This is a genomic window from Bacillus sp. Marseille-Q3570 (assembly GCF_946151055.1).
In the GTDB taxonomy this organism is placed as follows: Bacteria; Bacillota; Bacilli; order Bacillales; family Fictibacillaceae; genus Pseudalkalibacillus.
Genome location: NZ_CAMGYZ010000003.1, coordinates 231728 through 253737 on the forward strand (window position 1 = coordinate 231728; position 22010 = coordinate 253737).

The following is a 22010-nucleotide window of genomic DNA, read 5'->3' on the forward strand; positions in this document are numbered from 1 at the left end:
GAATCAACTGCATTGGAAAAAGAAAGATAAATCAGGACTTGGAGTTTTTGTTATGAAAAAATGGTGGATCCTTGCTGTTTATCTGCTCGTGGTTATAATCGTTTATTTAAATAAAGAATTTTTATGGGAATGGATTCAGGATAGTGATCTGACCGATTTGCCTTACATGTTCTTGCTTTCTGCATTTATAGCCACTGTACCCGTTGTGCCATTCACAGTATTCGCCGGCTTAATGGGAGTGAAATATGGGACCCTTATCGGACTTTTGATCAACTGGTGGGGTGGAGTTACAGCATCTATCCTTTACTTCTTGCTAGCCAGGTACATATTCGCTGGATTTTTCAGGAATTACATCAAGCAATTCAGAGGCATACATAGGTTCAATTATATGATTGAAAAGAATGCTTTCATTGCCATTCTTTTTTCAAGATTAGTACCGGTCATCCCACCGCCAGTCGTGAATATCTATTCAGGTTTGACGAAAATTTCTTTTTGGATTTACCTTTCTGCCTCCGCAATCGGAAAACTACCTCCTATGTTCATTTTTGCATATGGTGGGGATCACATTTTCTCCTCCTGGAGGCAAACAGTTGCTGGATTGAGCGCTTATGTCCTTTTCCTGCTAGTCGTTTTCCTTATTTACCGGATTTGGGTAAGAAATAAAACAAAAAGAAGGTTGGCTTGAAGTCTGAACCATCAACAAAGGAGCTGGATGAAGCTATGAAATTTGGCTGCCATGTAAGTATTAGAGAGGGTTATACGGGTGCCGCAAAACATGCTTTGAAAATCAACGCGCAGGCATTTCAATATTTCCCTAAAAACCCTAGAAGCTTATCGATAAAGGAATTTGATCAGGAAGATGCAAAACGTTGTAAGACATTTTGCCAGGAACATTCCCTGGTTTCTGTGGCGCATACTCCTTACCCGACAACCTTGACTCCTCCATCAGAAAAGAAAGAACTGGTTATCGAATCGGTATTGAATGATTTAGAAATTGCAAATATGTGCGGCTCTATTGGAGTAGTTGTTCATTTTGGCAGTCGAACGAATGAAGAAGATCCACTTTCCAGTTACCATTTGATGATCGATATGCTGAACACAATCCTTGAACAGTGGAATGGAAAATGTAAAATCCTGCTTGAAAATAATGCGGGAAAACCCGGAGCGATGGGCACGACATTCGAAGAGCTTGTACAAGTTAAAAAACTTACGAGCTTTCCAGAAAAGATCGGGTTTTGTTTCGATACGTGCCACGCTTTTTCAAGCGGCCTTTGGAGCGGGGGAAACAATGATGAGCTTTGGAAAAAGGCTATGGAACTGGGCTATTTACAAGATCTCGAGGTCGTTCATCTGAATAATTCCAAATATCCGTTAAGTTCAGGTAAGGATCGACATGCGAATATTCTAAAGGGAGGGTATATTGAAAAAAGATATTTCGAACGCCTATTTGAAACGAGTTACTTATCAGAGGTTCCCTATATTCTAGAAACCCCTACTGATTCAGGCATATCACATGAAGAGGAAATCAAAATGCTGAAACAAAAAATGGGAAAGTAATTTTGCCTTTCCCTTTCGTCATCCTTATTTTTTGGATGAATCTTTTGAATCTTGATCCTCCTTGTTCTTATTTGGATCTACATTCCGGTAATATTGAGTGATTCCAATGGCACTGAACAAGAAAAAAATCAATCCTCCAAATATGGAACCGAACCACATTACACGACTTTCACGACTCATATCATCACCTCACGTTTTATGGTACCCACTACGCCAAGAAACATGAAAATAACTTTCCCATACGATTTTCAATAGAATTACAGGGGGGATGTTCAAAAAAAGCCGGGTAATGTAAATAACCTACAGAAATAGCCAGCATAGCGAGAACCCTCAGCTCCACTAAAATTCCGCCCAAAATCCCCTAAAAGATCATAAAGCTATTCAAAATAACCATTGACTTTGGACGATCGTTAAACATATAATATTCCTATCTTTTTAGTCGGAATTGAAAGGGGAGGAATGATTTTGAAATTGAAAAAGATGTTGTTGAGTATTCCGATGATTGCACTACTGGTGGTGGCAGCAGCCTGCGGGAACACCGATAAGAGCAATGGCGGGGAAGATTCAAATAAGTTGACGATCGGTTATGTCAATGTCATGGATGATGCACCTGCAATGCTGGCTGAAGATGCAGGGTTGTATGAAAAGCATGGTCTAGACATTGAACTGAAGCTTTTTGGAAGCGGTACAGATCTTATAAAAGGGATCGTCAATGGTGAACTTGATGCTGGTGTACTTGGTGCAACAAATGCTGTCTCCTGGGCATCTAAAGGGGCGGATCTAAAGATTGTTGGCGGTGCACAAATGGGGTATCACAGCATATTAGCTCGTGATGATAGTGGAATCAAATCTGTTGAAGATTTGAAAGGAAAAAACCTTGCGTCTCAAAAACAAGGAAGCACGGCTGATATTGTATTGAATGGCGTCACGTTCAAGGAAGCAGGATTGAAGCGGAGTGACGTTAATATGAATTATGTGTCACCTACAGTCGCTGTCCAATCGTTACAATCCGGAAAAGTAGATGCTGCTTTTTTGTTTGAACCTTATGATCGTATTGCAAGGTTACAAGGGGATCTGGAAGAAATCTACGAGATCGGGGAAGTTTGGCCGTTTCCATGTATGGTGGTCATAACTTCAGGTGATGAGATGGAAAACAACAAGGACAATATCTATAAAGTGCTTGATGCACAAAAAGAAGCGATCGAAATGCTTGAAAGCGATCCAGGAAAATCAGCTGAGTATATTTACAAACGCTTTTCCGAAGGGGACACCTTCGAGTCTTCCGATGGTGATGTGGCTGCGGTCGATGTCATAGAAGAAGCGATCAAAGCACAAACGTTCAATTGGAAGCTGACTCCTGAAAATGTAAAACAAATTCAAGATGTAACAGATCTGATGGTGGATCAGGGTGTAATGGATGAAAAGTTCAAGGTAGAAGAGATCATCGATTTGTCCTGGCAGAAGGAACAGGAGTAATAGGCAGGAGGAGTTACAGTGAAATCTGACCCAATAATAAAAAACAAAAATAAATCCTTCATCCCTTTACAGCCTTTCGGAAATACATTACCTTACATTGCCGCAGTGGGCAGCCTCTTACTGATTTGGCAGATCACTGCGTGGATTTTACCTGAATTTTTGATGCCGGACGTCCTCAAAGGGTTGGAGAGGTTCATCGGGAACTTTTCCAATCCGGATTTCATCAATGGATTACAGAGCAGTTTATACAGATTGGCATGGGGGTACCCGGTTGCATGCTTGTTAGGCGCAATCCTTGGATTATTGGGTGGTGTTTCGAAGACTTTCTCAGTCTACTTGAAAAGTGTCATTTCGATTTTACAATCCATCCCACCGATCACATGGGTACCTTTTTTCGTCGTTTTGATTGGATTCGGTGACCTTCCAATCATTTTCGTCATCACGATTGCGAGTTTCTTCCCGATTGCTCTCTCTGTTTTGAATGCAACAGAAGGGGTGAACCGGACACACCTGGAGCTTGCCCGTGTGATGGGTGCCAAAAAAGGACAATTGATCACAAAGGTCTATGCACCGGAAACCTTACCGGCGTTTGTCACAGGCGCACAAGTCGCATTCGGGAATGCCTGGCGGTCATTGATTGCTGCTGAAATGGTTGGTGGAGCATCAGCAGGTCTCGGCTGGTCGATCAGTTATGCAGGTGAGATTGCAGATATGGAAGGTGTGCTGGCTAGCATAGTCACAATTGGAACAATAGCGATTATCCTTGATCATGTAGTCCTTACCGGGATCAAGAGAAGATTGTTGAAATGGCGATATGCAGGCGGGGATGAAAAATGATGAAGACATTAGAGTTGAAGAATGTAAATAAGACATATGGAAGTCTGACTGTACTTGAAGATCTTAGCTTGAACGTCGATAAAGGAGAGTTCGTTGCGATCGTTGGTCCGTCAGGGTGTGGTAAAAGTACTGCGCTCAGAATGCTGGCTGGTTTGGAACAGCCGTCTTCCGGGGAAGTGTCAGCCAACGGAAACATGATTAAAGAACCGGATTCGAATCGGGTCATGATTTTTCAGGAGCACGCTCTTTATCCGTGGAGAACCATCGAAAATAATGTCGGGCTTGGTTTGGAATTGGCCAATGTCTCCAAAAAAGAACGACGTGAACGTATCCATAAAGTACTGGGTAAGGTAGGTTTGGAGAATTTTAAAACATATTATCCACATCAATTGTCTGGAGGCATGAAACAACGTGCATCCATTGCGAGGGCGCTTGTCATGGACCCTGAAGTTCTTTTGTTGGATGAGCCCTACGGCGCATTGGATGCTATCACAAGACTTACCATGCAGAATGAATTGATCAAATTATGGCAAGGCTCAAACCAGACAATGGTGTTGATTACACATGACATTGATGAAGCCTTGTATTTGGCAGACAGGGTTTTTGTCCTAAGTTCACGTCCCGGAAAAGTTGTAAAAGAAGTAATGAATGACATGCCGCGTCCCCGGGATCGGAACAGTTCTCAATTTGTCAACTTACGACAGGAAGTCATGAATAGTCTGGACATCACTTGAAAAAGGTGCAGTTGCTTGGTAACTGCACCTTTTTACATTTAAAGAAAGTATAACTACTTTCTTCAATATAAGGGCCTGCGCTACAGCTTGACTTTGCCAAGTTGTCTTCACGATTCCATGAGATATTCTTGTTCGATTTTACGATATTCATTTTCACGATTGGTTGCTGTCGCTAAATCAGAAAGTTGTTGTAACAAATACTTTCTGTCGAGATTGTAGATTTCATGTGTGGCTACGCCTTTTGCGGTTTGAATGGCAAAGTTCCATAGATCATCATGGAACTGATCATCCATCGATTCGGCCATTGTTGCAAGTGAAGAAATGATATCCGTAATGATGATCCAGTTATCATCGGCGTAATGCCGGATGTACCCGAATCCTCTATACAAGTAGAATTCAAAATCTTCTTCTTTCAATATGACCCGTATATTTTTTTCCTCATCCACTAAGAAAGGAGAAAAACGGGTCATCTTCGCAATGGTCTGTAGCAATTCAGACATTTGATGGATCGTATTTGCGGCTGTTTTAGGATCATTATTGCCCAGAGCTTTAATGGCAATCTCGGACAATTTATTCACCCCGAATTCGAGGTCCTGGATTTCCGTTTGTTTGTGGCCGATTTCAAGCGTATTCAAATATTCCAGTTCATTGATTGCCGTGTCTTTTTCCTTCCAATAAGTGAGGATTGGTGCTCCAGACAAAACATGTTCGCCGATCCCATATTCAAAACGAACAACTAGATTGTCCCTTTTTGCTAAATCTATCAATTTTGAAAAGTCGACAAGTTGGATATAACCGGATTCATGTGAAACGATACGATGTCCATCTTTTGGATATTCTTTATCATCAAGTTTCGTATTTTCTTTGATCCGATAAGGTTCAATTTCTTTTAACAATGAAAAAGTTATGATCTTTTTCGAGATATTTTTCATGTTATAGGTGATGTTATGGACTTGCATCCAAGTTGTCGCATGATTGATGAAATAGATGAATGTAACCGCTGCAAAGAGGGCTAGAAAGACGGTTGTGATCGGTACAGCAAAATATTGTTCACTGTTGTTATTGCTGATGAATAAGAAAACCGTCAGGACATAAATGAAGCTTCCATTGAAAATTCCAAGTACGTGCTGGGTTTTCTTATCGGCTACGAAATTCAATAACATTCTAGGCGAAAATTGACCGCTGAAGGTTGTGAGTACAACCAAAAGGGAGTTGAAAGTGAATGCACTTAAAGTCAAAATGCCTCCGATCAGTGTACTGACAAGCATTCGGGTCAACTGTGCCTGTGAACTGAATTTGGCATCGATATATTGGCTGAGTTCTAATCCAAGATCAAGATAAAGGGTTAGCACTGCAAGACAAATGGAAAGCAATATATAGATTCCTGGTGTGTACCAGATCGTTGACCTTATTTCTTGCCAACGCTGCCTTTTAGACATCTTTTTGTACTTCATCATCGATTCGGGTAGTTTCACTTGGTTGGACACACCTGCCTTGACAAAATGTAGTAAGCTTCTTTATTTACTACCCGACTTGTTCCGAAACTATGCATGGAATTTGATGATAGAAGGAGATTTCGAGGATTGGAAGGGTTTGTAAACATGTATAATCTAAGAGGTGCAAAGGTTTCAAGGAGGTATTATGAATTCGAATTTGTCAGTTAGTAGCAGGGTGCTGATCTTACTCGGGTATGGGCTTTTAGCTTTGTATTTAGTGGAGATCATAGGTGAGATATCTCCTCTGATTGAAGGGGTTTACATTTCACTTGGAATTCAATGGCGATATCCGATCGTCATTGCATTGGTTGCATTCATTTTTGCTTATCTTATCGATAAAAGAGCTAAGAAACCCGTAATTTTAGGCATTGCAGGTATTATCGGACTGCTTCTATTTTTCATAATCGTTTATTCATATGTCCTTTTTTCTATGATGGTTGGAGGATAGGGTAGGATCCTAGAGATCAGAGAAAGACACAGTGTTACATCATCTAATAAAAAAACGCTCAGAGCTGAAAATGTCTGAGCGTTAATTCCTCTTTAAAATGGATTCGTCGCCCACTGGAGGGACTGCTTGATAAAAATACGCGGATGCAATTTCAACTGAGAAACCATGTGTTCCGCTAAATCCTCTGGCTGCATATATTTCTCTTTGTCAGCTGCATCAAGTTCCTCACCAAAGGTCAGCTCTGTAGCCACTAGGCTTGGGTTCAGTGTCATGACCCGGATATTATTTTTCCTGACTTCCTGCATCAACGCTTCAGTCATTCCTTGAACCGCAAACTTCGATCCACTGTATGCTGTACTTTTCGCTGTGCCTTTCAATCCACTGCTGGATGAAATATTGATGATATCACCACGGTTTTTCTTGATTAGCTGCGGAAGAACAGCACGAGTGACATGGTACGTTCCGAACACGTTCACTTCAAAAGTTCTCTTCCAATCTTCGGGGTCGATTTCCAAAAATGAACCGTACGTTCCGATACCGGCATTATTAATCAGAATATCGGTTGGACCGAGTTCATTTTCCAGTTTAGAGATTGCTTTTTCAACTTGTTCAATATCCGAAATATCAGCAACAGCGACACTTGCTTTAACACCTAGTGATCTTGCTTCTTCTGAAACTTTTTCCAATGTGCTTTCGGTACGAGCTAGTAAGCCGACATGAACACCTTCACGTGCAAGTTCTAATGCCGTTGCTTTTCCGATTCCTCGAGCAGCACCAGTAATATAAGCCGTTTTACCTTCAAGCGATTGTGCCATGATTGAACATCCTTTCTAATGGAAAATCTATGGCAAGTGTACGTTTACTGGGGAGGATAAGCAAATGTTATACCTGTGGACTGGTAGGCGGTGTAAAAAGTAACCTTTGGCCGATATATCCTTAAAATCGGCCGGATTATGCCTGATTCCCGCCGGATAACGTTTCAAACTGGCCGGATTGCCCTCCAAACCCGCCGGATTAAAGGCAATATTCGTTATTCACATTTAAACCAAAGTATAAATACTTTCTTCAATATAAGGGCAACTAAGGCTCAGCCTTCGCTAAAGCTTGGCTTTACCAAGTTTTCTTTATATAATCCTCTCACATACATCGTGGATAAATTATAAACGATGTCTTTCACTACTGCTTGATTTTCTCCGCGGACGATTTCCCATAGATACATTTCATTTGAAAAGAACCATCCTCTGGCGACAAGGTGTGGATCGACATCCTTTCTGGCTAAACCTTGTTTTTGCGTATAAGAGATGTCTTTCGTGATTCCTTTTATGAAACGCTCTCGGATTTCTTTCCATTTGCTTTGGACAGCAGGTGATGAACCAATCGCTTCTTCAACTACTTTTAAAATTCGATCCTCTTTTTGCGCCATTTCGAGGAAATGAAACGTTTGCTTTTCAATGAGCTGTTTTGCATCGTCCACTGAAGAGGGTTGAAAAGGAAGCTCGGCAATTTCATGGAACTTCTGCATGACGTCGTCTATTAGCTCAATGAAGATGTCATCTTTGTTTTTAAAATGAACATACGCGGTACCGTAACCAGTATCCGCTTTTTTAATGATTTGTGTGATGGTAGTCTTTTGAAAGCCTTGGTCGATGAAAATGAGTTGTGCCGCTTTCAGTAAGTTTTTACGTGTCTGGATCGAACGTTTCTGTCGCGTGGTTAGCTTCTGATTCTTTGAGTTCATGGAATTCCGTCCTTTTATTTGATGTGCTTTCATTTTAATGATGAGGCAATGCGATGTCAATGACATGATGTCATTGACACTTTGTCAGTGAGGAAGGTATAGTTGAATCAATAACCTGTTGAAGGAGTCGATATCCTATGGGTAATCAGTCACTTGATCCCTCTTTAGAGTATGCAAAAAAGCTTGACGAACAAGATGAACTCTCATCTTTTCGAGAAGAGTTTTACGTTAAGGATGAAACGATTTATTTTATTGGGAATTCGCTTGGACTTTTATCGAAGCGTTCTGAAACTGCACTTTCTAAAATAATGGAATCATGGAAGGAATACGGGATTGATGGTTGGACCGAAGGGGAACATCCATGGTTTTACATGTCTGAGAAACTAGGTGAGATGTCAGCACCGCTTGTTGGTGGAAATCCAGAAGAAGTAATTGTGACAGGTTCGACGACAGTCAACCTTCACCAGTTGGTTTCCACATTTTACCACCCGGAAGGAAAGAAGACGAAAATTTTAGCGGATGAACTGACATTCCCGTCTGATATTTTCGCATTACAAAGTCAATTGAAATTGAAGGGCTACAATCCAGAGGAACATCTTATCCGTGTGAAAAGCCGTGATGGAAGAGTCGTTGAAGAAGATGACATCATTGAAGCAATGACGGATGAAGTCGCTTTGATCATGCTCCCGAGCGTCATGTATCGAAGCGGACAAGTGCTTGATATGAAGCGTTTGACAGAAGAGGCGCATAAACGCGGCATCATCATCGGGTTCGACCTGTGTCACTCGATCGGTGCGATGCCTCATGCTTTAAATGAGTGGGGAGCAGACTTTGCTTTCTGGTGCAATTATAAATACGTCAATGCTGGACCGGGAAGTGTAGCGGGGATTTATGTGAATGAAAAGCATATCGGAACAACTCCTGGACTTGCTGGATGGTTCAGCTCAGATAAGAACAAACAGTTCGATATGGACCATCAGTTGACACCGGCACAATCGGCAGGTGCCTTCCAAATCGGGACGCCGCATATGCTCAGTCTGGCACCGTTGATGGGCTCTTTGGAAATTTTCCAGGAGGCTGGTATTGAAAAGCTCCGCAAAAAGTCACTGCAATTGACGCAATATATGATGGATTTGATCAGGCATGAATTAGCGGATCATGGTTTTACAATCGGGAATCCTTTAGAAGACCATAGAAGAGGTGGTCACGTGTACCTTGAGCATCCTGAAGCCGCTCGAATCTGTAAAGCGCTGAAAATGAATAACGTTATGCCTGATTTCCGTAATCCGAATGGCATCCGGCTGACTCCAGCAGCCTTGTACAATACTTTTGAAGAGGTATGGAAGGCAGTACAGTTATTGAAAAGGATCATGGATGATGAAGAATATAAGCAATTTGAAAATAAACGCGGCGTCGTAGCATAATCGCACCTGGCGAGAAAGTGAGTGATGAAAATGGGGAACAATTATGAAGAAGGTAAAGGGAAATACGTATCGGAAAAGGGGATCCACACTGATTTTGATAACAATATGACGTACGGAGAATATTTGCAGCTAGATCGGCTTCTCTCAAGTCAAACAAGACTATCCGGCCATCATGACGAAATGCTGTTCATCGTCATCCATCAGGTGAGTGAGTTATGGATGAAAATGATTTTGCATGAGCTTAATGCAGCGATCGATTCGATCCGCAAAGGGGAATTGCAGCCAGCGTTCAAAATGCTCGCTCGTGTCTCGAAGGTCCAGTCACAAATCATCCAGGCGTGGGATGTTTTGTCCACGCTTACACCAAGCGAATATCTTGAGTTCCGCGACAGCCTTGGACAGGCATCTGGCTTCCAATCCTACCAATATCGCATGATCGAATTTGCACTCGGTTATAAAACTCCGCATGTGCTGCGAATCTATCAGAAGGATCCAGAACTTCATGCACGATTGAAGGAAGCGTATGAAGCACCAAGCATATATGATGCGGCAATCCAGGAACTTGCGAATGCCGGTTTTGACATCAATCCGGAGTTGTTGAAGCGTGATTTCTCTGAAACATATGAAGGTGATCCTACTGTCAAAGCGGCATGGGTTGAAGTTTATCGGAACGTCGAGCAGTATTGGAACCTGTACCAGTTGGCTGAGAAATTGGTTGATATTGAAGATTGGCTCCAGCAATGGCGATTCCGTCATATGAAAACAGTGGAACGAATCATCGGGCATAAGATGGGTACTGGCGGCTCGTCCGGCGTTTCTTATCTGAAGAAAGTGCTGGACCACCGATTCTTCCCGGAACTATGGGATATCAGAACTGAGTTGTAAAATTTAAAAGCTTGAAAGACCTGCCAATGTAAGAAAGGCGGGTCTTTTTTGTGCATTGAGAAAGGATAAGCGCAAATCAAGTTCAGTCGGTACTCAGGCTGGGTGATTTTGCTGAGATTTCTTTGCACTTTTTGTATCTTTTTACACCTTTGGCCGGATTCACATTAAAACTGGCCGGAATATGTTCCAAAGTCGCCGGAATATGTTCCGAACCCGCCGGATTATACCTCAAAGCGGCCGGAAAAAAATAACTCAAAAACAAATATGTAAAGTTGGGTTGACAAAATGTTAAGTTGACTATACACTTTGGTTATCAAATAGAAGAAAAGTTGGTATATGATGACAATTTCAAATCGAGTCAGGGAACTTAGAGCTAGATGCAATGTCACACAAGCCGAACTGGCTGAAGCGGTCGGTGTGACGAGGCAGACGATTGCAGCACTGGAGAAAGGGAGTTATATTCCCTCATTGCTTCTAGCTATGCAAATCTCGAAATATTTCAAACAACCGATTGAAGAGATCTTTTTTGAGGAGGAAGAGGGATGAAAGTTTGGCACAATGCAATCATGACAACGATTGTCATCGTTTTGTTCGGCTGGGGAATGGTCGCATTATACAATGCACAAGTGCAGTTTGCGGAGGTGGTGAAAGATCCTGAGCCACCGTGGGAAATCACAATGTCTTTAACCCCGATCATCGCCGTGATTATCATTGGTGGAATAATGTCGTTTATTTCTTACAAAGTAAATAAGAAGAAATATAAGTCTTGGAAACAAGCCTTGTTTTTACTGCCAGAACTTGAAGAAGCGGATGAACGGGAGAAACACATCACCGGGAAAGCTTGCCGCAATTCTTATCTTGCCATGTGGATCGGCACACCTGTCGTAACTGCGTTGATGCTCTTTTACCCTTTTATCGCGAGCACGGTGCCGTATTATCCGATCATTATCATATTAATCATGCCTCTAATCCAAATTTTCACGTATGTCATTTCAGTTAATAGGAGTTATTGAAGGTGTCATCCCCTCATATAAATAGGAAAACAGGGAGGGGGACATATGGCTTACTGGATTGACGTCAATTTAGCCAAACATCAGCTTAAATTGTTTGACAACCGGATACTGATCAAGACATATCCCATTGGAGTCGGGAAAATGTTGACACCTACACCAACTGGAGAATATACGATCATTAACAAGGACCCCAACCCTGGTGGTCCTTATGGATCGATGTGGATGGGATTGTCCAGACCTCATTATGGTATACACGGTACTAATGATCCGTCCTCCATCGGGAAGGATGTTTCGAAGGGCTGTATCCGAATGCATAATAAAGATGTCAATGAATTGTCCAGCATAGTACCGATTGGAACGAACGTCTGGATCCATAGATAAAAGCGCAGACCCTATGAGGATACTGCGCTTCCTTTATATTTAAAGAAAGTATAAATACTTTCTTCAATATAAGGACAACTAGGCTCAGCCTGCACTAAGGCTTGGCAAAGCCCAAGTTATCTTTATATAGTAAGCTCGATTCACCAAGGGGGAGGTCGGTGTTGAGCTTAACCTGCAATCACTTGATCGATGATTTTTGATGGTTCCATTCTGCTCGGGTTTTTTCCAGTCTTTTTGGTTTCTTTAATAGTAAGATAGTTTTCGAATTCATTCAGGTAGCCTTTTTCACCCATCAAATAGGTATCCTGCCATTTATTCTTTTTAGCTTTTTTGGCCACTTTATTACTCAAATTCTTCAACCAACGCTGCTGATTGGCTTCGAAGCGCTCCTGGAATTCATCCTTTTTATTTGTATTTGCACCTGTTATGGCAGCATCAAATGGACCTTGATGTTCCCGCCAATCCTCTATGTCAGGATCGAAGGTATAGTGGTATTCATCGACAAGAACGCCCATTTCTGTTTCCAACACCGTTGCATCTTCTTTGTTGATGACAATGATACCGCTGTAAGGATAGTTGCTCTGAAGATTTTCAAGTTGCTCCAGAACCGGTTCATCTTCCCAATGGAAGGAGGTTTCAATCGGAACTTGCAAATCTTCAATGACCCAAAGCTTTTCATCCGGTGTCGCAAACAGGACAAGACTTCTTTTCAGCTCCCGCTCACGACCGGTGACAGTTTTATATACCTTTTCTTTTAAGTTTCTATAGCCTTTCAATTCATCGTGATTACCCATCTCTTCGATGTATTCTTCAAATTTGTTCAGACCGTTCTTCAATTTGATCTTCCACTCGCCGCCTTGTTGGTCAGCGCTGCTCCGGTCTGTATTTAAGTACATAGAAAGAATTTTTTGTGAGCCATCTGCTCTTTGTTGTTTTAATTCGTTGAGCTTTTCGGAGAATCTCATTGAGTAAAGCCTCCTATCTTAATAATTGAATCTACTAATCTGTTTCCTATTTATACAATTTTAAAACTAGAAATTTCAGTAGTATGAGTGGAGGAAGGCTTCATGATTGATGTAGTGGGAATTATAAAATAGAAAAAAATAACACCAATCAAGGTGTTATTTCAGTAGATGGATGATGCAATTGTTCCCATTCTTCTCTTAAGATCCCCATTTTTATAGAATCAAAGTATTCACCATCGACGATTCTTGCTTTTCGGATACGACCTTCTTCGATCATTCCTATTTTTCTCGCCAATTTCATCATTCTGATATTACCCGACCATGTGGAAATTCCCACTCTTACAACATCCATGTTTTCAAAAATATAGTCAGTCCAAAGCTTAAAAGCCTCTGTTCCGTAACCTCCTGACCAAAAATTCGAATCAAAAATCACAATACCGTTAGAGAGCCAGTTGGTCACCTCATCTTCCCAATACCAGTTGACAGTCCCGATCAATTTCTCTTCTGTTTCAATGATAAGGATTTGCCTCGGTTGATCTGTCGCTGTTATTTCAAGAGCTTTTTGGAACCCCTCTTTGAACTCTTCCATCGTCAATTCCGGTAACCTATAATAAGGACCATTCCATTTTAAATGTTCACGATCATCCGCTTCATATTTCCAATAATAGAGGTCCGACAAATCTTCTAAAGTCAAATCCCGTAAAACAACCTTTTCTCCTGCAATGTTTATCGTCATTAGTCATTTCTCCTTTTTCCCATAGAAAAACCGTCAAATAATTTGCCGCCAAAAGGTTGCAGTACTTCATCAACCAGTTTGATCACCATTTTTTTATCGTCATGTTTATAAAAAGAATCGAATGCTTCAATAAATTGTGCTGTGAATGTAAGATCATATTGGTTCAAAGCTCGTACAATCCATTTCGAAGAGCCGATCCACTTGCGATTTGTCCTCAACACAAATTCACTCACCATTTCAGATAATGTGTTTGCAATGAAAATCTGTTCTGATCTATTTGAACTACCTATGAAATCATCCAGCGTATCTGTAATGAAATAACGTTTTAATCTGATCGTTTCACTGGACCATTCTTCTGGACCTTCTTCTAACATCCCTTTGGCTTCTTTTTTGATCGGGTCTATTATTTCTTTTCCCTTTAAAATAATCCCTTCAAAAATCATCCTTTGCATGGAAGGTCTTGCCCGTTCATAATCGCTTTTAAAAAAATGTTTATAAGATGACAAGTTGTGTACGAACACTTCAATCGGCCAACCAAGTAATAGGAATGATTCGCGGTAAGAGGAAGGGACACTACGATCGAATATAACGATATCAAGATCAGATGTTACTGTCGCGTCACCACGAACGGTACTGCCAGCTAAGAGAGCTGCATCGCACCCTTGAAAATACATGTTGATGAACTGTACAGCTGATTCCAAAGGTTCTTTTCTCTCACACATTTTATATCTCCCTCCAATTTAAATGAATCGATAGTTTACAAACGAACGTATGTTCCGTATAATGAAAACAATCGATCTGAATAATCTATCCGAACACATCTTTCTTGCTGCGTAGACTATACGCAGTTTTTTTTAGAAAAACAACTGTAAAAAAATAGAAGATAAATCATTAGTCTATTATAATTGATAATAATGATGAATGAGAAGAGGGATTGTCGTGAAAAAGACGGAGAAACACAAGATTAGTGAAATTGGTCAAATAAACCTGAACGTAAAAGACGTACAAAAAGCAGTCACTTTCTATCAAGAGGGCCTTGGACTGCCTTTAATGTTTGCGATGGAAAACATGGCCTTCTTCAACTGCAATGGTGTTAGGTTGATGCTTTCGGTACCGGAAAATGAAAGCTTCGACCAACGAGGATCTGTGATCTATTTCAAGACAGATGATATCCATCAAACGTACGAGCAATTTAAAGAAGATGATGTTTCATTCATTGATGCACCTCACATGATCGCAGATATGGGTGACTATGAACTCTGGATGTGCTTCTTCAGAGATTTGGACGACAATACACTCGCACTCATGAGTGAGATTAAGAAATAAAGAGTCTTCTTCACTTCACAGGTTTATTTGACCAAAATGGATGGAAACTATATAATGACTTCTGAATATTCAGAAAAATGAAGAGGTGATGGAATGAACTTCTTTCGTGAAGATCCAAACCTTCAATTCGTATTGGATCATTATTTCAAGGAAGATATGAAAGAATGGGCCATACAACAGCTGGAACGATTCGGGGAACGATGTGGTACAGAAATTGATGAACGTGCCAGGCATACCGATCGAGAAGGACAGCCGAGGTTGATCAAATATGACCGTTATGGTGAAGATATTTCACATGTGTGGCTGAATGAGGGGTATAAACAGACGATCGAAGAAACCTATTACACGGGTATTGTCGGATATGTCCATAAAGAAATTCCTGAACTGAACAGAAACGGTGATTATGTCTATTCCTATGCACAAGGATACCTATTATCCCAGTCCGAACCTGGATTCTATTGTCCTGTGACACTCACGATGGCTACAGCTTATCTTTTGGATCAATATGCGGATGAAAAGCTGAAGGAAAAGTATCTGCCTCATCTCCTCTCAACTGGTGAAACAGAATTGTTTGAAGGAGCAACCTTCTTGACTGAACGCCAGGGCGGATCCGATGTGGGAGCGAATGAAACGATAGCGGTCAAAGAAAAAGATTACTACAGATTGACGGGTGAAAAATATTTTGCAAGCAACGCAGGTGCCTGTGGTGTGGCAACCGTTCTTGCGAGAATAGAAGGAGCTCCACCAGGAACGAAAGGTTTGAGCTTATTCCTGGTACCCTGGAAAAATGAAGAGGGTTCTTTGAACAATATCAAAATCAGAAGATTGAAAGATAAACTTGGAGTACGGGCAGTTCCTTCAGCAGAAGTAGAGTTTGAGAATTCGAAAGCTTACTTGATTGGGGATTCAAAACGCGGATTCCATTATATGATGGAGGCATTGAATCTATCAAGAGTGTGTAATGCAGTTGCGTCGGTAGGAATTATGCAGAGGGCATATCTGGAAGCGAAACAATATGCCCATCAACGTGAGGCATTCGGAAATGCACTATCAAACTACCCGATGATTCAAGAAACCTTGGTCAATCTGGCTACGCGGCAGGAGGTTCAACTCGGAGGATTGTTCCGTTTGATTTCCTTGTTTGATAGAGTCATGAGGACCGGTAAAGATGTAACCGAACAAGAAAAAGTACTTCATCGACTTCTGATCGCTATTGTCAAGATGCGAACGGCGGAAGAAGCAGTTACATTCTCTCATGAAGCAATAGAAATGCATGGTGGAAATGGGTATATTGAGGATTTCGTGACCCCGCGTTTGTTAAGGGATGCGCAAGTGTTGACGGTCTGGGAGGGGACAGCGAATATCCTTGGTCTCGAGGTTCTCAGGTTGATGAACCGCTATCAAGGTGCCCATATCTTTTTAGACTACATCGAAAAAGAGTTAAATGCTTTAACTGAAGAAGCAAAAGTACATCAGAGTCCGATTGATGAAGGCTTGAAAGAATTAAGAGAGTTGATTCAGCATACCGCTACTGTTGATGAAAAACGACAAACCTATTATGCCAAAAAGATCGCCAATTTAATGGCAGATGTATATTTCAGTGTGAGTTCATTACGTGATGCCGACATTGGCGGGGAAAGGAAACTGTTGGTGGCGAGGCAATACTGCAAGCAGATTTGGGAGCGTGGTCAACTCGATCGAGAAGCATTGCCAGTCCAATTCTTCGATGTTTTCATGAATCCTGCATCTGAACCGACGAAACGGACGAAAGTCTAACTGAGGTGCTGGTAATTGCATGTGGTTCTTAAAAAGTGATTTTTACAATCATTAAATACACTTCAACAAGAAAAAACAGACAGCCTTTTCATCAAAGGTCTGTCTGTTCTTTCTAGCAAGGCATCGTCTCTTGTTTGTTTTTACGTAGTTCATCAAGTCTGTCCCAGATCTCCATGAACCATTCTCTATCTTTTGTTAGAAGGGCAACGTCAATGAGGTTCTCAAGGAAGACTTCTTGATCATCGATTGTCACTGTCAACGGATGGATTCGGTGAATGAAAGTTTCAATGTTTTTTCCTAGAATTTTTTTATTGTCTGATTGAGTAACTGTGATCTTTACTGTTCCGTTTGCAGGATGAATCGAATGAATAAATCCTTGAATCATCTCATCATTGATCGTTTTCCCCTTAACCCAGTCTCCATTATGGAAAACAGGTAGCTTTAGGCTACTCATTTCTGATTCCTCCTATCCATTGGTTAAATTTTTTATGAATGGTTTTGTAGTTCAAAAGCCTCTCTTTTGAATGATTTGCAGAGTATTTAGTGCTGTGTTTACTAAGGTATTACCCCCTTTTTTCGACAATTAATCCTTTTTCACTTAATTTTTTCCTGTCAGTTGTATGAAAATTCAAAAAACAGTAGGAGATAGCTGAATAATAACGAAATCATTATAAAGTGAAAAGTATAGTGAAAAGGAGGAACGTCGGGGCTGCAAAGGTGCTGAGGATAAAGTTTGAACGAAAAAGAGGAGGAACGAGTATATGTATGTTACGATTGGCAAATTATTTGATTTGACGGTTCAAAAGTTTCCGAATAAAGAAGCCCTTGTAGATGCTGTTACCAACGAACGCTGGACATACAGGGAATGGAATGAAAACGTAAATCGACTTGCAAATGCATTTATTGAATCGGGCGTCCGAAAAGGCGATCGAGTCTCTACTTTCTTGTTCAATACGACTGAGCTTGCGACCGTATTTTTTGCATGTGCAAAAATCGGAGCTGTACTGAATCCGATCAATTTCCGTCTTAAAGCACAAGAGGTAGCATATATCATTGATGATGCGGAGCCGACTGTCTTATTATTTGAAGAAATGCTTGAGCCGCATATTGCATCCATTCAAGAACAAATACCTGAAACCTCCTTCTGGTGTATCAGTAAAAATTGCGCACCATACGCAATCAGTTATCATGACAGACTCCGAGAAGCTTCGACAGAAGAGCCCGATGTTGATGTTAGGGAAAATGACCTATATGCCATCATGTACACGAGTGGAACGACTGGACGACCGAAAGGGGTCATGCATCGTCATAGGGATATGGTCGAACAAAGTCTGGCATGCGCTGCAGTCAAACAGTTGACTGAAAATGATCGCGGCCTTGTAGCGGCTCCTATGTTCCATTGTGCTGAGCTCCATTGTTGTTTTCTTCCTCGAGTCCATGTCGGCGCAACGAATGTCATCATCCATCATTTTGATCCTCATAAAGTTCTTCAAGTTATCGATCATGAAAAAATTTCAGTGTTTTTTGGAGCACCGACAATGTGGAATATGATGCTTCAACAAGACCTCTCCGCTTATGATATCAGTAGCTTACGCCTTGGCTTATATGGGGCAGCTCCAATGGCTCCTGCTCTCGTCAGAGCTTGTAAAGAAAAATTAGGTGTCGATCTCATACAAGCATATGGCATGACGGAGATGGGACCAGCCATTACATTTTTATCTGAAGATGAGCAGCTGACAAAAGCAGGATCAGCAGGGCGAGCTTGTTTGAACCATGAAGTCCGGGTCGTACGCCCAAATGAGCTTGGACCATCAGACCCAGGAGATATACTTCCGCCAGGGGAAGTCGGTGAAATCATCGTCCGTGGTCCTAGTATGATGATGGGGTATTTTAACAGGGAGGATGCTACTGAAAATGCAATGTATAAGGGGTGGTATCATTCTGGCGACCTTGGCTATATGGATGAAGAAGGCTATCTTTATGTAGCTGATCGTGTGGATGACATGATCATAACGGGTGGTGAGAATGTCTATCCGAGAGAGGTTGAAGATGTCTTGTATGAACATGAAGGCGTTCTGGATGTAGCTGTTCTTGGGACTCCTGATGATAAGTGGGGTGAAATTGTAACCGCTATCATTGTAAAAAAGGATGAAGGACTGACGGAGGAAGAACTTGATCAATTCTGTAAATCTAGTGAAACCCTTGCAGATTTCAAACGCCCAAGAAACTACATTTTTGCAGATGAATTGCCTCGTAATGCAAGCGGTAAGATTCAGAAGTTCTTACTTAGAAAACAATACAAACGCGATGCAGAAACACAAATGCCATAGAACGCATGCAAAGGGGGGGATGGGTATGACAGCGAGGTATTTACAAGAAGAACACGATATTTTCCGCGAAGCTTTTCGGAAATTTCTCCAAAAGGAAGCGTATCCTCATTACGAGCAATGGGAAAAGGACCGTCTTATACCGAGAAGTTTTTGGGAGAAGATGGGGAAGAACGGATTCCTATGTCCAGGTGTGGATGAGGCATATGGGGGCCTGAACACTGATTTCGCTTATTCAGTAGTCATTTTAGAGGAATTGGAACGGGTTGGTTCGAGCCTTGTCGGTATTGGTCTCCATAACGATATCGTCATTCCTTATATAGAGGAATACGGAACCGAAGAACAAAAGAAACGGTGGCTGCCAAAGTGTATATCCGGAGAGATGATTACAGCGATCGCGATGACAGAGCCGGGTGCAGGGTCGGATCTAGCCGGAATTCGGATGACAGCTCAAAAAGATGGTGATCACTATAAATTAAATGGTGAAAAAACGTTCATCACGAATGGGATCCATGCTGACCTCGTGGTGGTCGTATGTAAAACAGATACAAAAGCTACACCAGCTTACAAAGGGATTAGCTTAGTCGTAGTGGAGCGGGACAACCCGGGATTCAAGCGAGGAAAGAAGCTTGATAAAGTCGGTCTCCACAGTCAGGATACGGCAGAATTGATTTTTGAAGATGCAAAAGTTCCGATAAGCAACCTGCTCGGTGAAGAAGGAAAGGGATTCTATTATCTGATGCAGCAGCTTCAGCAGGAACGGTTAGTGGTCGCGATCGCTGCTGTTATCTCCGCAGAGGAAATGCTCAAACAGACGGTAGAATATGTAAAAAACAGACATGCATTCAGTAGAAAAATCAGTGATTTCCAATCCGTGCAATTCCGCTTGGCGGAAATGGCAACTGAGGTCGAAATCGGAAGAACATTTTTGGACGATCTTATCGATCAGCATATACAGAAAAAGAACATCGTCAAGAAAGTTTCGATGGCTAAATATTGGACTACCGAAATGGCTCGGAAGGTTGCTACACAATGTATGCAGCTGCATGGCGGTTATGGATACATGGAAGAATACGAGATTGCAAGAAGATATCGAGACATCCCAGTGGCATCCATTTACGCCGGAACGAACGAGATCATGAAAACCATCATCGTAAAAGAAATGGGGTTATAAATCGACCCATCTTGTGGAAAATGGGGAAACGCTGACAGTGGAAGAATCGAATAAAAAGTAGAGGCGGCCTGACCAAAAAAGGGAGGTATTTATTATGATGAATATTCCATTGACTGTACCAGCGATGTTAGAACATGCAGAGAAGTATTTCTCACATAAGGAAATACATTCAAGGACTGCAACGAGTTTCTACAATTTGACGTATGCCGGATTGGCCAATGATACAAGAAGATTATCAAGTGCCTTGATTAAGATCGGACTCCGGAAAGGGGACAGGATCGGAACATTTGCATGGAATCATCACCGACATCTAACCGCCTATTTCGGAATCCCGGGAATGGGAGGTGTCCTGCATACGATCAATATCAGGCTTTCTGCTGAGCATATTTCCTATATCATCAACCATGCAGAAGACAAGGCTTTGTTCATCGATGCTGAATTGGTTCCAATCATTGAAAAAATCCAGCACGAACTGAAGACGGTACAGGCCTATATCATCATGACAGATGACGATACACTACCCGAAACAACACTTCATAACGTCTATCATTTTGAAGAACTCGTCGATGAAGGGGACGAAAATTTTGAATTTGTGAAAGATATTGATGAAAATGATCCAGCAGGAATGTGTTTCACTTCAGCAACTACAGGTAATCCGAAGGGAGTGGTCTATTCACATCGGGGGATCGTCCTTCATACCATGTCTCTCGGTCTTGCAGATAGTGCAGCTATTTCCGAATCAGATGTGATGATGCCGGTCGTTCCAATGTTCCATGTAAATGCGTGGGGACTGCCCTTCGCATCTGTATGGTTCGGCGCCGAGCAAGTTCTTCCAGGACCGATGCCCACCCCTGCTGTGTTAGCTGAATTGATTGAGCACCATCGCGTAACGTTGACAGCGGGAGTGCCGACCATCTGGATCGCTCTTCTGAAAGAGCTTGAAAATGGCAGCTATGATACGAGCAGTTTAAGGGCGATTCTATGTGGAGGATCCGCCGCACCAAAGTCGATGATCCAAACTTTTGAGAAGAAGTACAATATCCCATTCCTTCATGCTTATGGCATGACAGAGACCAGTCCTCTTGTTACAGTATCGCGTATTAAAAGTCATCAAAAGTCTTACCCGGAAGAAGCACGGCTTGATTTTCGAAGTAAACAAGGATATGCCGTCCCGGGTGTCGAGATGAAAGTCATTGGTAAGGACGGCGAAGTGAAATGGGACGGAAAAGAAATGGGTGAGCTGCTGCTGCGCGGAAACTGGGTAGCGGATGAATATTATAAAGATGATCGGACGAAAGAGGCGTTCCGGGATGGTTGGTTACACACCGGTGATGTCGTGACGGTCGATCCAGAAGGAAACATCAAAATCATGGATCGAACGAAGGATCTCATCAAGAGCGGAGGGGAATGGATTTCTTCTGTCGATCTGGAAAATGCATTAATGGCACATGAATCTGTATTTGAAGCGACTGTCATTGCTGTACCACATAGTGAATGGCAGGAACGCCCCCTTGCCTGTGTCGTTCTGAAAGATGGGATGAAAGATAAAGTGACGAAAGAAGAGCTGATGGATTTCCTGCGTCCTCAATTTGTGAAGTGGTGGCTGCCGGATGATATTGTCTTCCTCGAAGAAATACCTAAAACCTCTGTCGGTAAATTTTTGAAACGTGCATTACGTGACCAGATGAAAGATTATTTGCAAACAACATCTAAATAA

Annotated in this window: 24 protein-coding genes; 16 read left to right on the forward strand and 8 right to left on the reverse strand. The window is 41.8% G+C overall.

What is annotated here, in order from left to right; translation table 11 throughout:
• Window positions 1–52: 52 nt before the first annotated feature.
• Window positions 53–685 carry a TVP38/TMEM64 family protein gene (locus N8M93_RS06960; RefSeq protein WP_261130544.1) on the forward strand — a complete coding sequence of 211 codons (633 nt, stop codon included), beginning with the start codon at window positions 53–55 and terminating at the stop codon, window positions 683–685.
• Window positions 682–1557: a deoxyribonuclease IV gene (locus N8M93_RS06965; RefSeq protein ID WP_314728269.1), complete on the forward strand. Its 876-nt coding sequence runs from the start codon at window positions 682–684 to the stop codon at window positions 1555–1557. Before N8M93_RS06960 ends, N8M93_RS06965 begins: the two co-directional genes overlap by 4 nt.
• A 24-nt stretch (window positions 1558–1581) precedes the next feature.
• On the opposite strand, the gene N8M93_RS06970 is transcribed toward N8M93_RS06965, so the two are convergent.
• Window positions 1582–1737, reverse strand: a complete 156-nt coding sequence (locus N8M93_RS06970) for a hypothetical protein (RefSeq protein ID WP_261130546.1) — start codon at window positions 1735–1737, stop codon at window positions 1582–1584.
• 279 nt (window positions 1738–2016) lie between these two features.
• Between N8M93_RS06970 and N8M93_RS06975 the strand changes: the two genes are divergently transcribed.
• Genes N8M93_RS06975 through N8M93_RS06985 form a run of 3 tightly spaced genes read left to right on the forward strand, consistent with a single transcriptional unit; the run spans window position 2017 to window position 4604 of the window.
• Window positions 2017–3033, forward strand: coding sequence for an ABC transporter substrate-binding protein (locus tag N8M93_RS06975; RefSeq protein ID WP_396125408.1), 1017 nt, complete (start codon window positions 2017–2019; stop codon window positions 3031–3033).
• Window positions 3034–3051: 18 nt separating this feature from the next.
• Window positions 3052–3870 (forward strand): ABC transporter permease, encoded by an 819-nt coding sequence (locus N8M93_RS06980; RefSeq protein ID WP_261130549.1) that lies wholly within the window; start codon window positions 3052–3054, stop codon window positions 3868–3870.
• A complete protein-coding gene (locus N8M93_RS06985; protein ID WP_261130550.1) occupies window positions 3867–4604 on the forward strand; it encodes an ABC transporter ATP-binding protein in 738 nt (245 codons plus the stop codon). The genes N8M93_RS06980 and N8M93_RS06985 overlap by 4 nt, the downstream gene beginning before the upstream one ends.
• A gap of 107 nt (window positions 4605–4711) precedes the next feature.
• Here the strand turns inward: N8M93_RS06985 and N8M93_RS06990 are convergent, their stop codons facing one another.
• Entirely contained in the window at window positions 4712–6079 is a 1368-nt protein-coding gene (locus N8M93_RS06990; protein WP_261130552.1) for a DUF2254 domain-containing protein, read from the reverse strand.
• A 166-nt stretch (window positions 6080–6245) separates the two neighbouring features.
• Here N8M93_RS06990 and N8M93_RS06995 point away from each other — a divergent pair, with 166 nt between their 5' ends.
• The gene (locus tag N8M93_RS06995) at window positions 6246–6548 is read left to right on the forward strand and encodes a hypothetical protein (protein ID WP_261130554.1); all 303 of its coding nucleotides are present in this window, start codon (window positions 6246–6248) and stop codon (window positions 6546–6548) included.
• A gap of 92 nt (window positions 6549–6640) precedes the next feature.
• On the opposite strand, the gene N8M93_RS07000 is transcribed toward N8M93_RS06995, so the two are convergent.
• The gene (locus tag N8M93_RS07000) at window positions 6641–7363 is read right to left on the reverse strand and encodes a 3-ketoacyl-ACP reductase (protein WP_261130556.1); all 723 of its coding nucleotides are present in this window, start codon (window positions 7361–7363) and stop codon (window positions 6641–6643) included.
• Between the two features lie 272 nt (window positions 7364–7635).
• Window positions 7636–8286: a TetR/AcrR family transcriptional regulator gene (locus N8M93_RS07005; RefSeq protein WP_261130558.1), complete on the reverse strand. Its 651-nt coding sequence runs from the start codon at window positions 8284–8286 to the stop codon at window positions 7636–7638.
• Between the two features lie 137 nt (window positions 8287–8423).
• On the opposite strand from N8M93_RS07005, the gene kynU reads away from it, so the two are divergent.
• From kynU to N8M93_RS07030, 5 genes are all read left to right on the forward strand, one after another.
• Entirely contained in the window at window positions 8424–9710 is a 1287-nt protein-coding gene (gene kynU, locus N8M93_RS07010) for a kynureninase (RefSeq protein ID WP_261130560.1), read from the forward strand.
• 30 nt (window positions 9711–9740) lie between these two features.
• Window positions 9741–10595, forward strand: a complete 855-nt coding sequence (gene kynA / locus N8M93_RS07015; RefSeq protein ID WP_261130562.1) for a tryptophan 2,3-dioxygenase — start codon at window positions 9741–9743, stop codon at window positions 10593–10595.
• A gap of 339 nt (window positions 10596–10934) precedes the next feature.
• Complete coding sequence (locus N8M93_RS07020) at window positions 10935–11141, forward strand: helix-turn-helix transcriptional regulator (protein ID WP_261130775.1); 207 nt, start codon at window positions 10935–10937, stop codon at window positions 11139–11141.
• Complete coding sequence (locus N8M93_RS07025; protein ID WP_261130563.1) at window positions 11138–11608, forward strand: hypothetical protein; 471 nt, start codon at window positions 11138–11140, stop codon at window positions 11606–11608. Before N8M93_RS07020 ends, N8M93_RS07025 begins: the two co-directional genes overlap by 4 nt.
• 45 nt (window positions 11609–11653) lie before the next feature.
• Window positions 11654–11989 carry a L,D-transpeptidase gene (locus tag N8M93_RS07030; RefSeq protein WP_261130565.1) on the forward strand — a complete coding sequence of 112 codons (336 nt, stop codon included), beginning with the start codon at window positions 11654–11656 and terminating at the stop codon, window positions 11987–11989.
• A 167-nt stretch (window positions 11990–12156) separates the two neighbouring features.
• On the opposite strand, the gene N8M93_RS07035 is transcribed toward N8M93_RS07030, so the two are convergent.
• From N8M93_RS07035 to N8M93_RS07045, 3 genes are all read right to left on the reverse strand, one after another.
• The gene (locus tag N8M93_RS07035) at window positions 12157–12954 is read right to left on the reverse strand and encodes a VLRF1 family aeRF1-type release factor (protein WP_261130566.1); all 798 of its coding nucleotides are present in this window, start codon (window positions 12952–12954) and stop codon (window positions 12157–12159) included.
• A 148-nt stretch (window positions 12955–13102) separates the two neighbouring features.
• A complete protein-coding gene (locus N8M93_RS07040; RefSeq protein WP_261130567.1) occupies window positions 13103–13690 on the reverse strand; it encodes a GNAT family N-acetyltransferase in 588 nt (195 codons plus the stop codon).
• Window positions 13690–14412 (reverse strand): nucleotidyltransferase domain-containing protein, encoded by a 723-nt coding sequence (locus N8M93_RS07045; RefSeq protein WP_261130569.1) that lies wholly within the window; start codon window positions 14410–14412, stop codon window positions 13690–13692. Before N8M93_RS07045 ends, N8M93_RS07040 begins: the two co-directional genes overlap by 1 nt.
• Before the next feature lie 217 nt (window positions 14413–14629).
• Between N8M93_RS07045 and N8M93_RS07050 the strand changes: the two genes are divergently transcribed.
• Window positions 14630–15016: a VOC family protein gene (locus N8M93_RS07050; protein ID WP_261130570.1), complete on the forward strand. Its 387-nt coding sequence runs from the start codon at window positions 14630–14632 to the stop codon at window positions 15014–15016.
• A 93-nt stretch (window positions 15017–15109) separates the two neighbouring features.
• The gene (locus tag N8M93_RS07055; protein WP_261130572.1) at window positions 15110–16792 is read left to right on the forward strand and encodes an acyl-CoA dehydrogenase family protein; all 1683 of its coding nucleotides are present in this window, start codon (window positions 15110–15112) and stop codon (window positions 16790–16792) included.
• A 112-nt stretch (window positions 16793–16904) separates the two neighbouring features.
• Here N8M93_RS07055 and N8M93_RS07060 read toward each other — a convergent pair whose 3' ends face one another.
• Window positions 16905–17246, reverse strand: a complete 342-nt coding sequence (locus tag N8M93_RS07060) for a hypothetical protein (RefSeq protein WP_261130574.1) — start codon at window positions 17244–17246, stop codon at window positions 16905–16907.
• 307 nt (window positions 17247–17553) lie between these two features.
• Between N8M93_RS07060 and N8M93_RS07065 the strand changes: the two genes are divergently transcribed.
• From N8M93_RS07065 to N8M93_RS07075, 3 genes are all read left to right on the forward strand, one after another.
• Window positions 17554–19122: a fatty acid--CoA ligase gene (locus N8M93_RS07065; protein ID WP_261130576.1), complete on the forward strand. Its 1569-nt coding sequence runs from the start codon at window positions 17554–17556 to the stop codon at window positions 19120–19122.
• Between the two features lie 25 nt (window positions 19123–19147).
• Window positions 19148–20293: an acyl-CoA dehydrogenase family protein gene (locus tag N8M93_RS07070; protein WP_261130578.1), complete on the forward strand. Its 1146-nt coding sequence runs from the start codon at window positions 19148–19150 to the stop codon at window positions 20291–20293.
• 94 nt (window positions 20294–20387) lie between these two features.
• On the forward strand, window positions 20388–22010 hold the full coding sequence (locus N8M93_RS07075) for a long-chain fatty acid--CoA ligase (RefSeq protein WP_261130580.1): 1623 nt from the start codon (window positions 20388–20390) through the stop codon (window positions 22008–22010).

Bases quoted from the DNA above. Each gene is read 5' to 3' on its own strand.
- N8M93_RS07070 (WP_261130578.1), top strand. From the start codon at position 19,148: ATGACAGCGAGGTATTTACAAGAAGAACACGATATTTTCCGCGAAGCT.
- N8M93_RS07065 (WP_261130576.1), top strand. From the start codon at position 17,554: ATGTATGTTACGATTGGCAAATTATTTGATTTGACGGTTCAAAAGTTT.
- kynU (WP_261130560.1), top strand. From the start codon at position 8,424: ATGGGTAATCAGTCACTTGATCCCTCTTTAGAGTATGCAAAAAAGCTT.
- N8M93_RS07035 (WP_261130566.1), bottom strand. From the start codon at position 12,954: ATGAGATTCTCCGAAAAGCTCAACGAATTAAAACAACAAAGAGCAGAT.
- N8M93_RS07005 (WP_261130558.1), bottom strand. From the start codon at position 8,286: ATGAACTCAAAGAATCAGAAGCTAACCACGCGACAGAAACGTTCGATC.
- N8M93_RS07055 (WP_261130572.1), top strand. From the start codon at position 15,110: ATGAACTTCTTTCGTGAAGATCCAAACCTTCAATTCGTATTGGATCAT.
- N8M93_RS07075 (WP_261130580.1), top strand. From the start codon at position 20,388: ATGATGAATATTCCATTGACTGTACCAGCGATGTTAGAACATGCAGAG.
- N8M93_RS07030 (WP_261130565.1), top strand. From the start codon at position 11,654: ATGGCTTACTGGATTGACGTCAATTTAGCCAAACATCAGCTTAAATTG.
- N8M93_RS07020 (WP_261130775.1), top strand. From the start codon at position 10,935: ATGACAATTTCAAATCGAGTCAGGGAACTTAGAGCTAGATGCAATGTC.
- N8M93_RS06975 (WP_396125408.1), top strand. From the start codon at position 2,017: ATGATTTTGAAATTGAAAAAGATGTTGTTGAGTATTCCGATGATTGCA.
- N8M93_RS06995 (WP_261130554.1), top strand. From the start codon at position 6,246: ATGAATTCGAATTTGTCAGTTAGTAGCAGGGTGCTGATCTTACTCGGG.
- N8M93_RS06970 (WP_261130546.1), bottom strand. From the start codon at position 1,737: ATGAGTCGTGAAAGTCGTGTAATGTGGTTCGGTTCCATATTTGGAGGA.
- N8M93_RS07040 (WP_261130567.1), bottom strand. From the start codon at position 13,690: ATGACGATAAACATTGCAGGAGAAAAGGTTGTTTTACGGGATTTGACT.
- N8M93_RS06985 (WP_261130550.1), top strand. From the start codon at position 3,867: ATGATGAAGACATTAGAGTTGAAGAATGTAAATAAGACATATGGAAGT.
- N8M93_RS07000 (WP_261130556.1), bottom strand. From the start codon at position 7,363: ATGGCACAATCGCTTGAAGGTAAAACGGCTTATATTACTGGTGCTGCT.
- N8M93_RS07045 (WP_261130569.1), bottom strand. From the start codon at position 14,412: ATGTGTGAGAGAAAAGAACCTTTGGAATCAGCTGTACAGTTCATCAAC.
- N8M93_RS07025 (WP_261130563.1), top strand. From the start codon at position 11,138: ATGAAAGTTTGGCACAATGCAATCATGACAACGATTGTCATCGTTTTG.
- N8M93_RS07060 (WP_261130574.1), bottom strand. From the start codon at position 17,246: ATGAGTAGCCTAAAGCTACCTGTTTTCCATAATGGAGACTGGGTTAAG.
- N8M93_RS06960 (WP_261130544.1), top strand. From the start codon at position 53: ATGAAAAAATGGTGGATCCTTGCTGTTTATCTGCTCGTGGTTATAATC.
- kynA (WP_261130562.1), top strand. From the start codon at position 9,741: ATGGGGAACAATTATGAAGAAGGTAAAGGGAAATACGTATCGGAAAAG.